Raw genomic sequence first — 13531 nt, 5'->3', positions numbered from 1 at the left:
CCTTGCCGGACCCGAACACGAAGGAAATCAACATAACCATGAGTGGACTATTCGATCTGACCGGCCGCGTTGCGCTGGTCACCGGTTCAAGCCGGGGGATCGGCAACGCCCTCGCCCGGGGCCTTGCCGATGCCGGGGCGACGGTGGTGCTGAACGGAATCAACAGCGAGCGGCTTCGGGCTGCGCAGCAGGCAATGGCCGCCGATTACCCCGAAGGACGGGTCCAAAGCCGGGCTTTCGATGTCACCGACGCTGCCTCCGCCGCTGAGGGCGTGGACTGGGTCGAGAAGAACGTCGGCCCACTGGACATCCTGGTCAACAATGCCGGCATCCAGCACCGGGTTCCCATGCTCGACCTTGACGTCAAGGACTGGGAACGCGTCATCACCACCGACCTCACCAGCGCCTTCCTGGTGGGCCGTGAAGCTGCCCGGCACATGATCCCCAGGGGCAGCGGCAAGATCATCAACATCTGCTCGGTGCAGACCGACCTCGCCCGCCCCACCATCGCGCCCTATGTTGCGGCCAAAGGCGGCTTGCGGAACCTGACCCGCGCCATGACCGCGGAATGGGCAGCTTCCGGGCTGCAAATCAACGGCATTGCACCGGGATACATCCACACGGAAATGACCCAGAACCTGGTTGACGACCAAGACTTCAACTCGTGGATCCTGGGCAGGACGCCCGCCAACCGCTGGGGCACGGTGGCTGACCTCGCCGGACCCACTGTTTGGCTGGCGTCGCAGGCCTCCAACTTCGTCAACGGCCAGACGATCTTCGTCGACGGCGGAATGACGGTGGTGGTCTGATGGGCATCACGCTTCCAGCATCCGGACCCGCTGTGGTGGCCCACGGCAAGGGCGACCTGCGTATCGAAGACCTTCCGCTGACCCGCCCCGCACCCGACGAAGCGATTGTTGAGATCGCCTACGGGGGAATCTGCGGATCGGACCTGCACTACTGGCTTCATGGCGCAGCCGGTGAGTCCATCCTCAAGGAACCAATGGTCCTTGGCCACGAAATCGTCGGGGTCGTCCTCCAGCAGGCGGCGGACGGCAGTGGTCCGGAAGCCGGCACGCCGGTGGCTGTCCACCCTGCCACTCCCGCCCCGGGTGACGTCCGGTATCCGGAGGACAGGCCGAACCTTTCTCCTGGCTGCACCTACCTGGGCAGTGCTGCGCGGTACCCGCACACTGACGGCGCCTTCAGCCGCTACTCGAACCTTCCGTCCAGGATGCTGCGGGCCTTGCCGGAAAACCTGGATCTCCGGACGGCCGCCCTCGTGGAACCGGCGAGCGTCGCCTGGCACGCCGTAGCGCGCGCCGGGGATGTTGCCGGGAAGACTGCCCTGGTGATCGGCAGCGGGCCGATCGGCGCCTTGGCTGTTGCGGTGCTGAAGCGCAACGGCGCGTCGCGGATCGTCGCCGTCGACATGCATGACAAGCCTCTGGAGATAGCACGCGCGGTAGGCGCGGATGCGGTTCTGAAGGGCGACGACGCCGAGGCCATTGCCGCCGTCGACGCCGACATCGTCATCGAGTCCTCGGGCAGCCACTTCGGGCTGGCGTCGGCCATCAAGGGGGCCACCAGGGGAGGCAAGGTGGTGATGGTGGGCTTGCTGCCCTCAGGTCCCCAGCCGGTCTTCATTTCGTTGGCCATTACCCGGGAACTGGAACTGCTCGGTTCCTTCCGCTTCAACGACGAGATCGACGAGGTCATTACGGCGTTGGCCGACGGCTCGCTGGCCGTGGACCCCGTGGTTACGCACGAATTCGACCTCAACCACGGCCTCGAAGCGTTTGAGGTGGCAAAGAACTCGGAAGAGTCCGGGAAGGTACTGCTGAACTTCCGGGCTTAGGTCCTGGCTACGGGAACGAAGACGCGGGGCTGGCTTTCCCAGATGGGGGCCAGCTCCGCAATGGTGTGCCGCATGATCTGATCCGAGGCCTCCCGGGCCCGGGGGCCATCTCCTGCATGGATCGCCTCGGCAACATCGATGTGCCATTGCAGGGCCTGTTGCTGCGGGTGCTCAGGCATCAGGCCGTGAACGGTGCGGCCGGTCAACGTTTCAGTAACCTGGCCGATCAAGTTGGCGAACATCTCGTTGCCTGAGCCGGACAGCACCAAGGCGTGGAACCGGATATCCAGTTCCAGGAAGCGGGCTGTGTCCCCGGCGTCGCCCGCTTCCCGCATGGCAAGAGAGATGTCCATGAGCTCTTGCCGCAGGGCGTCCGGTGCGTTGCCGGCGGCCAGTTCGGCAGCTACGGGCTCGACGGCGGAGCGCAGCTCAGCCAGCGACCGCAACTGGGCGCCGCGGGCTTCGCCGGCCAGCCGCCAGCGGATCACCAGTGGATCGAAGGGGTTCCAGCGGTGGGCAGGCAGGACCCTGATGCCCACCCGCTTGATGGTTTCCACCAGTCCCAGCGATTGGAGCACCCGGACTGCTTCGCGCACGACGGAACGGGAGACATTCAGCTCTTCTTCCAAGTGCTCGGCCAGCATGACGTGGCCTGTGGGGAGGGTGCCACCCACGATCCGGGTTCCCAGATGCTCGACGGCGCGGTGGTGGAGGCTGGTTGACATAGTGGTAAGCATAGTGGCGCACACTCCGCCCGGAAGGCAGGCCGCCTGCTTCGGCCCTTTTCGGCACGTACGGCACGTTCGTGCCGCCCGCACCGGAAAGCCGCGTCATCTTAGACTGTTTTATGACGCGGCGCTGTCCCACAACGTGAGCCAGGCTACCGGCCCGCGAATTTAATACGTATGGTTTATTACAGCCCCTGTTAACGAAATCGCTTCCTGCTGCCTGCAGGACTATGCACGATCGAATTGGAGTTTTGATGTCAGCACACATCGGTGTCACCGGCCTCGCGGTGATGGGCGCCAACCTTGCCCGCAACCTTGCCCGCAACGGCTTCACCGTGGCACTCCACAACCGTTCCGTGGAGAAGACCGACGCGCTCCTTGAAAAGCACGGGTCAGAGGGCGATTTCGTCCGCACGGAAACGCTGCAGGAGCTTGTCGACTCGCTGGAGAAGCCGCGCCGTGTCCTGATCATGGTCAAGGCCGGTGCCCCCGTGGACAACGTCATCGAACAGCTTGAGCCGCTGCTCGAAGCCGGCGACATCATCATCGACGCCGGTAACTCGCACTACGAGGACACCCGCCGCCGGGAAGCCGCGCTGGCCAAGAAGGACCTCCACTTTGTGGGCGTCGGTGTCTCCGGCGGCGAAGAAGGCGCGCTCAACGGCCCGTCCATCATGCCCGGCGGTTCCCGCGAGTCCTACGACGCGCTCGGCCCGCTGCTGGAAAAGATCTCCGCCAAGGTCGACGGCGAACCGTGCTGCGCCTGGATCGGCACCGACGGTGCAGGCCACTTCGTCAAGATGGTCCACAACGGCATCGAATACGCCGACATGCAGGTCATCGGCGAAGCCTTCGATCTCCTGCGCTCTGGTGCAGGCATCGAACCGGCCGAACAGGCCAAGATCTTCGCTGAATGGAACAAGGGCGATTTGTCCTCCTTCCTGATTGAAATCTCCGCCGAGGTCCTTGGCCACGTGGACGCCAAGACCGGCAAGCCTTTCGTGGATGTTGTGGTTGACGCCGCAGGCCAGAAGGGCACCGGCCGCTGGACTGTTATCTCCGCACTCGAGCTGGGCTCGCCGGTGTCCGGCATCGCCGAGTCCGTCTTCGCCCGCGCACTGTCCTCGCAGGCTGAACAGCGCAAGCTGGGCCAGGAGCTGCTGGAAGGGGCGGAAGCCGCCGTCGAAATCCCCGAGACGTTCGTCGAGGATGTCCGCCAGGCGCTGTACGCTTCCAAGCTGGTTTCCTACGCCCAGGGCCTGGACATGCTGACCTCTGCCGCCAAGGAATACGGTTGGGACCTGAAGCTGGACGAGATCGCCTCGTTGTGGCGCGCAGGCTGCATCATCCGCGCTGAACTGCTCAAGGACATCACCAACGCCTACGCCGCCGAGGAAAAGCCCGCCAACCTGCTCTTCGCGCCGGCTTTCACCAAGGCCATCGCTGAGGCACTGCCGGCATGGCGCCGCGTTGTGGCCACCGCCGTTCAGCTGGGTATCCCGGTACCGGTCTTCTCCTCCTCCCTGGCCTACTACGACGGCCTGCGCCGCAAGCGCGTCGCCGCTGCCCTGATCCAGGGCCAGCGCGACCTCTTCGGTGCCCACACCTACGGCCGCGTCGACGCCGAGGGCACGTTCCACACGCTGTGGGGCGAGGACAAGTCCGAAATCTCGGCAGTGGACACCCACTAACCACGTTCAACGCAAAGGCCGGTTCCTCCCGCACACACCGGGAGGAACCGGCCTTTGCCGTCCCAGGGCGCATCGATCTCCCGGGCCGTGAAGGCACAAACGCCCCGGGATCCCTGCCGTGGGGCGAGGGATCCCGGGGCGCCGGGATTCTTCCGGACCGTGCTTGCTAGATCCGGTATTCGATGTAGTACTCGGCGGGGTCCACCGCCGGCTTGGTCTCCGACCTTGCATCCCTGTGCCGCCACGTGGCGGGGATGCCGGTGATGATGGACTCCGGGGGAGCGTTCTTCACCACCACGGCGTTGGCGCCGATGGCGCTGTCCGCACCGATCGTGATGGGACCCAGCACCTTTGCCCCCGCGCCGATGGTGACCCGGTCACCGATGGTCGGGTGCCGCTTGACCTTGGCCAGTGAACGGCCGCCCAACGTCACCCCATGGTAGATCATGACGTCGTCACCGATCTCAGAGGTCTCTCCGATCACCACCCCCATGCCGTGGTCAATGAAGAAACGGCGCCCGATCGTGGCACCGGGATGGATCTCGATACCGGTCATGAACCGGGCCAGCTGTGATATCAGCCGGGCAGGAAAACGGAGGGCCGGATTCTGCCACAGCTTGTGCGTCAGCCGGTGGGCCCAAATGGCGTGCAGGCCGGAGTAGGCGAAAAAGTTCTCAAAAGAACCTCGAGCCGCCGGGTCGTGGGACCGGGCGGCGTCGAGGTCTTCCTTAAGCCTTGCGAAGAAACTCACAAAGACCTTTCTACAGGAACGGGGTGGGTGCGGGCGAAGGATCAGCCGCGGATATCGTCAAACAGCACGGTGGAGATGTAACGTTCGCCGAAGTCGCAGACCACAGCCACAATCAGCTTGCCGGCGTTTTCGGGGCGCTTGGCCAGTTCCAGTGCGCCCCACACGATCGCGCCGGAGGAGATGCCGCCCAGGATGCCTTCGCGGGCACCGAGTTCGCGGGCAACACGGACGGAATCTTCGAGCGTGGCGTCGAGCACCTCGTCGTAGACGTTGGTGTCCAGGATTTCGGGAACGAAGTTCGCTCCAAGGCCCTGGATCTTGTGCGGGCCCGGGGCGCCGCCGTTCAGGATGGGGGAGTCCTTGGGTTCGACGGCCACGATCTGGACGCCGGGCTTGCGTTCCTTCAGGACCTGTCCGACGCCGGTGATGGTGCCGCCGGTGCCGACGCCCGCAACGAAGATGTCCACTTCGCCGTCGGTATCTGCCCAGACTTCCTCGGCCGTGGTGTCACGGTGCACCTGGGGGTTGGCCTCGTTGGCGAACTGGCGTGCCCAAATGGAGTTCTCGGTGTTGGCTACGATTTCCTGGGCCTTCTCCACCGCACCGCGCATGCCTTCGGAACCCGGGGTGAGGACGATTTCGGCGCCGTAGGCGCGGAGCATGACACGGCGTTCCGTGGACATGGTCTCCGGCATGGTGAGGATGACCTTGTAGCCGCGGGCTGCGCCCACCAAAGCAAGGGCGATGCCCGTGTTTCCGGAGGTTCCTTCGACGATGGTGCCGCCGGGCTTCAGGGCACCGGACTTCTCGGCGGCGTCGATGATGGCCACGCCGATGCGGTCCTTGACGCTGTTGGCCGGGTTGTAGAACTCCAGCTTGACCGCAACAGTGGCGTCAAGTCCTTCGGTAAGGCGGTTCAACCGGACAAGCGGGGTGCGTCCGACCAACTGGGTGACGTCGTCGTAGATCCTTGCCATGAAAATGTATGCCTATCTCTGAAGAGGGATTGCTGAGGTCAGCCTAACCAGCGGGGCGGAAACCCCGCTAAGCAATTAGCCATGCGGAGTAATATTTCCTGGCCTTGGCCAGCTTCGGGTTAATAATCACCTGGCAGTAGCCCTGGTTCGGGAATTTTGCGTAGTAGTTCTGGTGGATATCTTCTGCATCGTAGAAATGACCCAGCCTGGTCACTTCCGTAACAATCGGGTTCGACCACAATGCCTGGGCGCGCTCAATGGCTTCCTCGAAAAGGATCTTCTCCTCTGTGGTGGTGTAGAACATCGAGGAGCGGTACTGCGTGCCCACGTCGTAGCCCTGGCGGTTCAACGTGGTGGGGTCGTGCAGGGCGAAGAACATGTCGAGGATGACCTCTTCCGGAACCGAGGCTTCGTCAAAGGTCACCGCCACCACCTCGGCATGCCCGGTGGTTCCGGAGCACACCTCGTAGTAGTCGGGATCGGGCAGATGGCCGCCTGTATAGCCGGAGACAACCGAGCTGACACCGCGGGTCTTTTGGTAAACGGCATCAAGGCACCAGAAGCAGCCGCCGCCAAGTACGAAAGTTTTCATGATCTCTTCAATGGCTCGCAGGGCGTGATGATTCCCGCAACACCTTACGGGACGGTGACGGAATCGAGCAGCCTCCCTGAACTTTGGCCCGTGGCCGGACCCTGACCGATCCGGCTGCGTAGGTAAGAATAAGAGTATGGAAGCAGTAGACACCGCCCATTCCAACGGGGACACCGGCGATGAAGCTGGCACGATCGACGCGAACGGGGAACCGACCCTGGGCCAGGTCCTGCTGGCAGTGGAGGAACTCTGGCCCGAATCCCTCGCGGAGGACTGGGACGAGGTGGGGCTGGTTGTTGGCCGCCCCGATGTTCCGGTCACCAAAGTCCTCTTCGCTGTGGACCCCACCCTGGATGTCATTGATGAAGCGATCGAATGGGGCGCCGAACTCCTCATAACCCATCACCCGCTGTTGCTCAAAGGGGTGAACTCCGTCGCTGCCACCTCGGCCAAGGGCCTGGCCGTGCACCGCCTCATTGAGGCCGGAACGGGACTGCTCACCGTGCACACCAACGGGGACTCGGCCGTAGGAGGAGTATCTGATGTGCTGGCCGATGCCATGGGCCTGGACAACGTCACGCCGCTGGCAACCGCGGCGAACGGCTTGCCTGAAGAAGGGATCGGCCGCGTGGGGGACCTGCCCGAGTTGATGACGCTCGGCGACTTCGCCGCAAGGGTGTTCGGGATGCTGCCGGCAGTGGCCGGCGGTGTTCGGGTGGCAGGCGACAAGGACGGCCTGGTGCGCCGGGTCGCCGTCTGCGGCGGGGCAGGTGACAGCCTGTTCGACGCCGTCCGCGCCAACCACGCCGATGTCTACGTGACCGCGGACATGCGCCACCACCCTGCCTCTGAAGCCCGCGAAGGTGCGGTGAATGGCAGGCCTTACCTCATTGACGTCTCGCACTTCGCCAGCGAATGGCTGTGGCTTCCCGTCGCGGCCGAAGCGCTTGGCAACGTGCTCATGGACCAGGGCTTCGACGTCGAGATCCGCGTCAGCAGCACCAACAGCGATCCCTGGGACTTCATCCTGACTCCCGGCGGGGACTAGAGTCTAGGAACATACGGGCAAACCGTAGGGAAAACACAGACCAGCGGAGGTAAGCGTGGCGAAAGCAGCACCGGCAGAACAACTGAAATTGCTTGATCTGCAGGGACTAGACGCCAAGCTGAAGTCGCTGGCCGGACGCCGGAAGGTCCTGGAGACGGATCCCCGGATCGTGGACCTGACTGATGCCCTCACCGTGGCCAACGGCGAACTCGGTGCGGCCAAGCTGGCCGTGCACGACGCCGAAGCGGAGCTGCGCCGCGCGGAAGCTGACGTGGAGCAGGTGGTTTCACGGATTGACAGGGACGAGGCCCGGCTCAACAGCGGAACAGGACTTTCCAAGGACTTGGTTGCGCTGCAGAACGATATCGCCTCCCTCAACAAGCGCCGCTCGGACCTGGAAGACATCGAGCTGGAGATCCTTGAACGCCTGGACGGACTGCGGGAACGGCAGGCAGCGCAACAGGCGATCGTGGACGACATCCAAGGATCTTTTGGTGCCATCAGGGCCGAACTCGATGAAGCCATCGCGGAGGTTGCCGCGGAAGAGGCGGTTGTCCGCGGGCAGCGGGCAGCTTTTGCGGAGACCCTGGACCCCACCATGCTCGCGATCTACGAAAAGACCATTGCCAAGCGCGGCGTAGGTGCGGCCCGGCTCTTCCACGGCAAGTCCGAGGGGTCCGGCATGACACTCAGCCCCGGCGACCTCGCAGAAGTGAAAGCAGCCGCCGACGACGAGATCGTCTTCTGCCCGGATTCGGGATGCATCCTGGTCCGGTCCGCCGAGTGGAACTAGTCGACTAGCCCCTCAGAATGATGTTGAGCGCGTGCGGTTTGCGTGCAGTGCCCTCAACAAGTTCGGCGGTCCACGCCTCCTGGGTGGCTTTGAGGAGCTGAACAGGTGTGGCCGGTGTTTTTCCGCGACGTGTCAGCAGGTGCCTGGCCAGTTCGCCGCGCGTGTGCTTGGCGAAGTGGCTTACCACGGTCCTCTTGCCGTTGGCCTCCGTGAACACGTTGACAGAGACGGTCTGCGCCGGCGGGGGAGCCCAGGCAGCCGCGTAGGTGCTGGAGCGGCAGTCCACCAGCAGTTCCCCCTCGGTGCGGCCGGCGAGGGCGGCCGTCAGTTGGGGTTTCCAGTAGGAGGCGAGGCGTCCGACGTCGGGCAGTGCGGTTCCCATGGACAGCCGGTAGGCGGGCACATGGTCGCCAAAGCCAATGGCGCCCCACAGGGCGGAGACCACCAGGATGGACTCCGTTGCCTTCCGTCGCTGGGTCGGTGTCATGGTGCCAAAGCCCAATGCGTCATACAGCACGCCCGAATAGACCTGGTGGGCAGGCGCCGCCGGTTCGGCGTGCAGCCGGGTATTGCGTTCGACGTCGTCCCGCAAGGAGGCGCCGACGCCCAGCAAGGCGAGGGCGTCCTCGTGGGCGCTGACCGTTCCCAATGCGTCCAGCACCTTGGCCCGGTAAGGGTTCAGTTCCGGGAAGCTCAACGCCTCCCAATCAATGGCAGGGCCTTTGGCAGCGGGGGTCTTGCCTTCGGAAGGCGGCAGGAGAATCAGCACCCGTCGATATTACCGGTGACAGGGCGGGCGCCTGACGCCGGTAGACTGAAGGGCGGATGGGTTGGCCAGGCGGTCGCGCGCCACGCGAGTGGCTCGAGGAACGTCCGGGCTCCGCAGAGCAGGGTGGTGGGTAACGCCCACTCGGGGTAACCCGCAGGCCAGTGCCACAGAGAACAGACCGCCCGCGTTCTGGTGCCCGCACCAAGCGCAGGTAAGGGTGAAACGGTGGTGTAAGAGACCACCAGCTCCCCGGGTGACCGGGGAGGCTAGGTAAACCCCACCCGGAGCAAGGCCAGACAGGACACGTTCGAGGGCTGCTCGCCCGAGTGTCCGGGTAGGCTGCTGGAGGGCGTCGGCAACGGCGTTCGTAGATGGATGGCCGCCACTCCTCTGCCGGCAACGGCAGGGGATGACAGAACCCGGCGTATCGGCCAACCCATCCACTCTCTCCCTGCACTTCCTGCAGCGGTGGCTGCACCTTTTCGGTTGTGCCTGCCCTGCTTTCCGATTGTGACGCCGCTGTGAGTGATTTCACGCCCCTCGGCGAGGAAGTGGCGCCTGTGGCGCCCTAGAATGGTTAGCGAACGTAGAGGTTCTGCCGCTGGTCTGCGTTCGCAGCCGGCGGATTTTCTTTGCTCTCGTTCAAGGCGCTGCGGGTGGACCGAAGCCTGCGGCGCATGTGCCGCAGGACTACTCCGGGCGGCCGACGCCATCTGCATACGAGGACGTATGTGGTTGACCCAAGGAAGGTAGTTCTGTGAGCCAGACGTCAGATTCTTGTCTTGATAAGTGGATGGGCCGGGAGGCCCTCGCCGAAGCCATGATTCCGGTGATCGGCCGGCTGTACCGGGAAAACAACGTGGTCACCAGCATCCACGGCCGTAGCCTGATCAACAAGTCCACCATGAACATCCTGAAGGCCCACCGCTTCGCGCGTCGGATGAGCAACACTGAGCTGCAGTTGGAAGAGACTGCACCGCTGCTGAATGCATTGGCTGAGCTGGAGCTCGGCGCGGCAGCAATCGACATCGCACGCCTCACCGAGAAATACCGTGCCGAAGGTGAAGGTGCGTCCCTGGACGCTTTCCTCCGTACCGAACTGGCGGACATCGTCGGCAAGCGCGGCGCTGACAACCGCACCAGCACGGACGTCGTACTCTACGGTTTCGGGCGCATCGGCCGCCTCCTGGCACGCATCCTGATCGAGAAGGCCGGGGGTGGCCACGGCCTGCGCCTGCGCGCCATCGTGGTCCGCAAGGGCGCGGACAACGACCTCGTCAAGCGTGCCAGCCTGTTGCGCCGCGACTCGGTCCACGGTTCCTTCGAGGGCACGATCCGCGTGGACGAGGAAGCCAACACGATCACCGCCAACGGTGTCCAGATCCAGGTCATCTACTCGGACAACCCCGCCACGGTGGACTACACGGCCTACGGCATCAAGGATGCCCTGGTAGTGGACAACACCGGCCGCTGGCGCGACGCCGAGGGACTGTCCCAGCACCTGCAGAGCAAGGGTGTGGCCCGCGTGCTCCTGACTGCTCCGGGCAAGGGCAACCTGAAGAACATCGTGCACGGCATCAACCAGGGCGACATCACTGACGAAGACAAGATCGTCACCGCCGCTTCCTGCACCACCAACGCCATCACTCCGGTCCTGAAGGCCATCAACGACAAATTCGGCATCGTCCACGGCCACGTTGAGACGGTGCACTCCTTCACCAACGACCAGAACCTGATCGACAACTTCCACAAGGGCGACCGCCGCGGACGTTCCGCCGCGCTCAACATGGTCATCACCGAAACGGGTGCTGCCAAGGCCGTTGCCAAGGCCCTCCCGGAGCTGCAGGGTAAGCTGACGGGCAACGCCATCCGCGTTCCTACCCCGGACGTGTCCATGGCTATCCTGAACCTCAACCTCTCCACGAGCACCACGCGCGACGAGGTCAACGACTACCTCCGCGAGATGTCGCTGCACTCCCAGCTGCGGAAGCAGATCGACTACATCGACTCCCCGGACGTCGTTTCCACGGACTTCGTTGGTTCCCGCCGTGCGGGCATCGTTGACGGGCTTGCCACCATCTCCACCGACAAGAACCTCGTTCTTTACGTCTGGTACGACAACGAATTCGGGTACTCCTGCCAGGTGGTACGCGTGATGGAAGAGATGGCAGGGGTCAACCCGCCGTCGTTCCCTGCGCGTGACGTGGTCGCTCCCATTGCGGTGCTTGAGGCAGCCAACGCCTAAGCATCGGTACTTAGACAGGGGTTTCCCGGCCGGATCACTGGAATCGGCCGGGAAACCTGCCCACAATGGGTGCATGGAAAACGAATCGACGCTGGAACACGAAACCACGCTGGAACACGCGCTGGATGTCGCGAAGGCAAACCACAAGCAGGCACAGAAACTTCTGGACCAGGCAGTCAAGGCCAACGCCGCCGGGGACGTCTCCGATGAACGCGTTGCACAATTGCGGACTCTCCTGGAAGTTGCCGCCGAAGACCTGCGGCGCGTCATGCGCGAACAGTAGCCACGGCGACAACCACCCCATGGCTTGCTCCACCGTGTGACTTCTCCTGCACACTGTGGATACAGGCTCCGATGTCGGTGCTTTGTCCTAGTCTCAAAGGGCAATACGTCACCAACCGGATGGAGCCTCCTTGAGCCGCACTTGGCCTGCCTACACGCGGGCTCGCCGCCGGAACCGCCTGGCCTGGGCCATTCTCGCAGCGGCGTCCGCGGCTCTCGCGGCAGGCCTCGGCTGGTTCTTCACAGCAGGGCAGTTCGAAGCCGCGGGCCCCTGGAACACCGGACCCAGTGCCGCCCCGGTCTTCAATCCGGACTGGATGAAACCCCTCCCCGGAGCGGCACGCGTACCGGCCCGGAGCGCGGTTGCAGCGCTTGAACAGCTGGAGGTCAAAGGCCGCGGGACAGCCAACGACTACGATCGGGCAGCCTTTGGGCAGGCATGGCTGGACGTTGACCGGAACGGGTGCGATACCCGCAACGACGTCCTCCGCAGGGATTTGAGCGCCGTGGAGTTCAGCGCTGGATCACCATGCAAGGTGACGGCAGGGCGCCTTCAAGAGCCCTACACCGGGGTAGAGATGGCGTTTCGGCGCGGACCTAAAACCAGTGCCGCCCTGCAGATCGACCATGTGGTGGCATTGGCTGACGCGTGGCAGAAAGGCGCCAAGCAGCTCTCCGCAGGACAACGGCAACTGCTGGCCAACGATCCCCTGAACCTCATCGCCGCCGACGGCCCGCAAAACGTCAAGAAGGGGGCCGGCGACGCCGCAACCTGGCTTCCGCCCAACAAGAACTTCCGGTGCCACTACGTAGCGCGCCAGATCTCGGTCAAAGCAGCTTATCGGCTGTGGGTCACCCAGGCGGAGAAAGACGCCATGAAGCGGGTGCTCGGTTCCTGTCCGGATCAGCAAACTGTGAGTCAGCCCAGATGACGGCTTCGCTGCCGGCCGTCCGGGCGGCCTAAAGGGCCAGCCGACCGTGGCCGAGCTGCCAATTTCCGCCGTCGTCGATTCTTTCCAGGACCACACGCTGCAGGGAAGTCTTCCGCGGCAGGGCCTCCAGGCCCTCAAGGCCACGTTGCCGGAACGTGAAATACACGGCGTCGGCGGGGGCATCGGTGCAGTGGCTCACCGTGAAACGCCGGGCAAACGAGGCAATGTTGCCCGCGGAAAGGTGCTCCGCGAGATAGGGGTCCAGCATCCATGAATCGCAGGTGGCCTCAGTCACCGGTTTGTCCGGGAAGTGCTGGGCGAAGAAGGTACGGGCTTCAGCAAAGGCCTGATCGACTACCCCGGGGGAGAGGCTCCCGTCTTCGGGAATGTGCACGCCCAGTTCCCAGCCGGAAGCCGCAGTGGATGGCGATGGGGATTCGCTGCCATTGCTGCGGACAAGGTGGAACTGCAACCGTCCCAGGCGGAACATATTGCCTGCCATATGCAGCGTCATCCAGCCCCAGGTGTCCAGCCCGAACCGGCCGTGGACGCGCCGGTTGACGCGCAGTTGCAAACCGAGGTCCGCCAAGGACGCCCAGGACGTCGCTGCGTTGATGCCCAGGCCGAGGTGGTATTCGTGAACGGTCGGTGCGAAGCGGAGGAAAGCCTCGATCCACTCTGCTTCGGTCTGGCCCGCGGTTGGAATGCCCTCCGAAGGGAATGTCCCAAGCCTATGTTCCATGGCGGTGATGGCGTCGCTGACTCCCGGTGAAGGTTTTGACGCGAGCAACCCGGCACACTCAAGCGCATCCTCACCCCTGATGTCCAGGTGTTCGAGGAGTCCTGTGAGGTGTGCGGCGTCCAC

At 64.1% G+C, this 13531-nt stretch carries 14 protein-coding genes and 1 other RNA gene; 9 read left to right on the top strand and 6 right to left on the bottom strand.

The window, feature by feature from the left end; translation table 11 throughout:
• Positions 1-38 precede the first annotated feature (38 nt).
• Together RI444_RS13055 and RI444_RS13050 are read left to right on the top strand one after the other, a co-directional pair.
• Positions 39-809: an SDR family oxidoreductase gene (locus RI444_RS13055; RefSeq protein ID WP_207604525.1), complete on the top strand. Its 771-nt coding sequence runs from the start codon at positions 39-41 to the stop codon at positions 807-809.
• Positions 809-1858, top strand: a complete 1050-nt coding sequence (locus tag RI444_RS13050) for an L-idonate 5-dehydrogenase (RefSeq protein ID WP_207604526.1) — start codon at positions 809-811, stop codon at positions 1856-1858. The genes RI444_RS13055 and RI444_RS13050 overlap by 1 nt, the downstream gene beginning before the upstream one ends.
• Here RI444_RS13050 and RI444_RS13045 read toward each other — a convergent pair.
• The gene (locus RI444_RS13045) at positions 1855-2583 is read right to left on the bottom strand and encodes a FadR/GntR family transcriptional regulator (protein ID WP_031215998.1); all 729 of its coding nucleotides are present in this window, start codon (positions 2581-2583) and stop codon (positions 1855-1857) included. The two genes, RI444_RS13050 and RI444_RS13045, sit on opposite strands and share 4 nt — an antisense overlap.
• Before the next feature lie 257 nt (positions 2584-2840).
• Here RI444_RS13045 and gndA point away from each other — a divergent pair, with 257 nt between their 5' ends.
• Positions 2841-4277, top strand: a complete 1437-nt coding sequence (gene gndA / locus RI444_RS13040; RefSeq protein ID WP_207604527.1) for an NADP-dependent phosphogluconate dehydrogenase — start codon at positions 2841-2843, stop codon at positions 4275-4277.
• 166 nt (positions 4278-4443) lie between these two features.
• Here gndA and epsC read toward each other — a convergent pair whose 3' ends face one another.
• The 3 genes from epsC to msrA all read right to left on the bottom strand — a co-directional run bounded on the left by epsC (position 4444) and on the right by msrA (position 6597).
• Positions 4444-5028 carry a serine O-acetyltransferase EpsC gene (gene epsC / locus RI444_RS13035; protein WP_021470728.1) on the bottom strand — a complete coding sequence of 195 codons (585 nt, stop codon included), beginning with the start codon at positions 5026-5028 and terminating at the stop codon, positions 4444-4446.
• Positions 5029-5069: 41 nt separating this feature from the next.
• A complete protein-coding gene (cysK, locus tag RI444_RS13030; protein WP_021470727.1) occupies positions 5070-6005 on the bottom strand; it encodes a cysteine synthase A in 936 nt (311 codons plus the stop codon).
• Positions 6006-6072: 67 nt separating this feature from the next.
• The gene (gene msrA / locus RI444_RS13025; RefSeq protein ID WP_021470726.1) at positions 6073-6597 is read right to left on the bottom strand and encodes a peptide-methionine (S)-S-oxide reductase MsrA; all 525 of its coding nucleotides are present in this window, start codon (positions 6595-6597) and stop codon (positions 6073-6075) included.
• A gap of 136 nt (positions 6598-6733) precedes the next feature.
• Between msrA and RI444_RS13020 the strand changes: the two genes are divergently transcribed.
• On the top strand, positions 6734-7645 hold the full coding sequence (locus RI444_RS13020; protein WP_207604528.1) for a Nif3-like dinuclear metal center hexameric protein: 912 nt from the start codon (positions 6734-6736) through the stop codon (positions 7643-7645).
• A 55-nt stretch (positions 7646-7700) separates the two neighbouring features.
• Positions 7701-8438: a zinc ribbon domain-containing protein gene (locus tag RI444_RS13015; protein WP_207604529.1), complete on the top strand. Its 738-nt coding sequence runs from the start codon at positions 7701-7703 to the stop codon at positions 8436-8438.
• Positions 8439-8442: 4 nt separating this feature from the next.
• On the opposite strand, the gene RI444_RS13010 is transcribed toward RI444_RS13015, so the two are convergent.
• Positions 8443-9207, bottom strand: coding sequence for a YaaA family protein (locus tag RI444_RS13010; protein ID WP_021470723.1), 765 nt, complete (start codon positions 9205-9207; stop codon positions 8443-8445).
• A 57-nt stretch (positions 9208-9264) separates the two neighbouring features.
• Between RI444_RS13010 and rnpB the strand changes: the two genes are divergently transcribed.
• The 4 genes from rnpB to RI444_RS12990 all read left to right on the top strand — a co-directional run bounded on the left by rnpB (position 9265) and on the right by RI444_RS12990 (position 12666).
• Positions 9265-9650, top strand: an RNA gene (gene rnpB, locus RI444_RS13005) — RNase P RNA component class A.
• Between the two features lie 350 nt (positions 9651-10000).
• On the top strand, positions 10001-11452 hold the full coding sequence (locus RI444_RS13000; protein WP_021470722.1) for a glyceraldehyde-3-phosphate dehydrogenase: 1452 nt from the start codon (positions 10001-10003) through the stop codon (positions 11450-11452).
• 73 nt (positions 11453-11525) lie between these two features.
• Positions 11526-11735, top strand: a complete 210-nt coding sequence (locus RI444_RS12995) for a hypothetical protein (protein ID WP_021470721.1) — start codon at positions 11526-11528, stop codon at positions 11733-11735.
• 130 nt (positions 11736-11865) lie between these two features.
• Positions 11866-12666 (top strand): HNH endonuclease family protein, encoded by an 801-nt coding sequence (locus RI444_RS12990; protein ID WP_021470720.1) that lies wholly within the window; start codon positions 11866-11868, stop codon positions 12664-12666.
• Between the two features lie 28 nt (positions 12667-12694).
• On the opposite strand, the gene RI444_RS12985 is transcribed toward RI444_RS12990, so the two are convergent.
• On the bottom strand, positions 12695-13531 hold the full coding sequence (locus RI444_RS12985; RefSeq protein WP_069696370.1) for an acyltransferase domain-containing protein: 837 nt from the start codon (positions 13529-13531) through the stop codon (positions 12695-12697).

Source organism: Paenarthrobacter sp. AT5, assembly GCF_032764245.1.
Classification (GTDB): Bacteria; Actinomycetota; Actinomycetes; order Actinomycetales; family Micrococcaceae; genus Arthrobacter; species Arthrobacter ureafaciens.
Note: the sequence above shows the minus strand (reverse complement) of the source record. Positions and strands in the feature narration are given on the sequence as shown.

What these genes read in the sequence shown, in the direction of transcription:
- msrA (WP_021470726.1), bottom strand. Translation starts at nt 6,597, where the DNA reads ATGAAAACTTTCGTACTTGGCGGCGGCTGCTTCTGGTGCCTTGATGCC.
- cysK (WP_021470727.1), bottom strand. Translation starts at nt 6,005, where the DNA reads ATGGCAAGGATCTACGACGACGTCACCCAGTTGGTCGGACGCACCCCG.
- RI444_RS13000 (WP_021470722.1), top strand. Translation starts at nt 10,001, where the DNA reads ATGGGCCGGGAGGCCCTCGCCGAAGCCATGATTCCGGTGATCGGCCGG.
- RI444_RS13055 (WP_207604525.1), top strand. Translation starts at nt 39, where the DNA reads ATGAGTGGACTATTCGATCTGACCGGCCGCGTTGCGCTGGTCACCGGT.
- gndA (WP_207604527.1), top strand. Translation starts at nt 2,841, where the DNA reads ATGTCAGCACACATCGGTGTCACCGGCCTCGCGGTGATGGGCGCCAAC.
- RI444_RS13050 (WP_207604526.1), top strand. Translation starts at nt 809, where the DNA reads ATGGGCATCACGCTTCCAGCATCCGGACCCGCTGTGGTGGCCCACGGC.
- RI444_RS13045 (WP_031215998.1), bottom strand. Translation starts at nt 2,583, where the DNA reads ATGTCAACCAGCCTCCACCACCGCGCCGTCGAGCATCTGGGAACCCGG.
- RI444_RS12995 (WP_021470721.1), top strand. Translation starts at nt 11,526, where the DNA reads ATGGAAAACGAATCGACGCTGGAACACGAAACCACGCTGGAACACGCG.
- RI444_RS13020 (WP_207604528.1), top strand. Translation starts at nt 6,734, where the DNA reads ATGGAAGCAGTAGACACCGCCCATTCCAACGGGGACACCGGCGATGAA.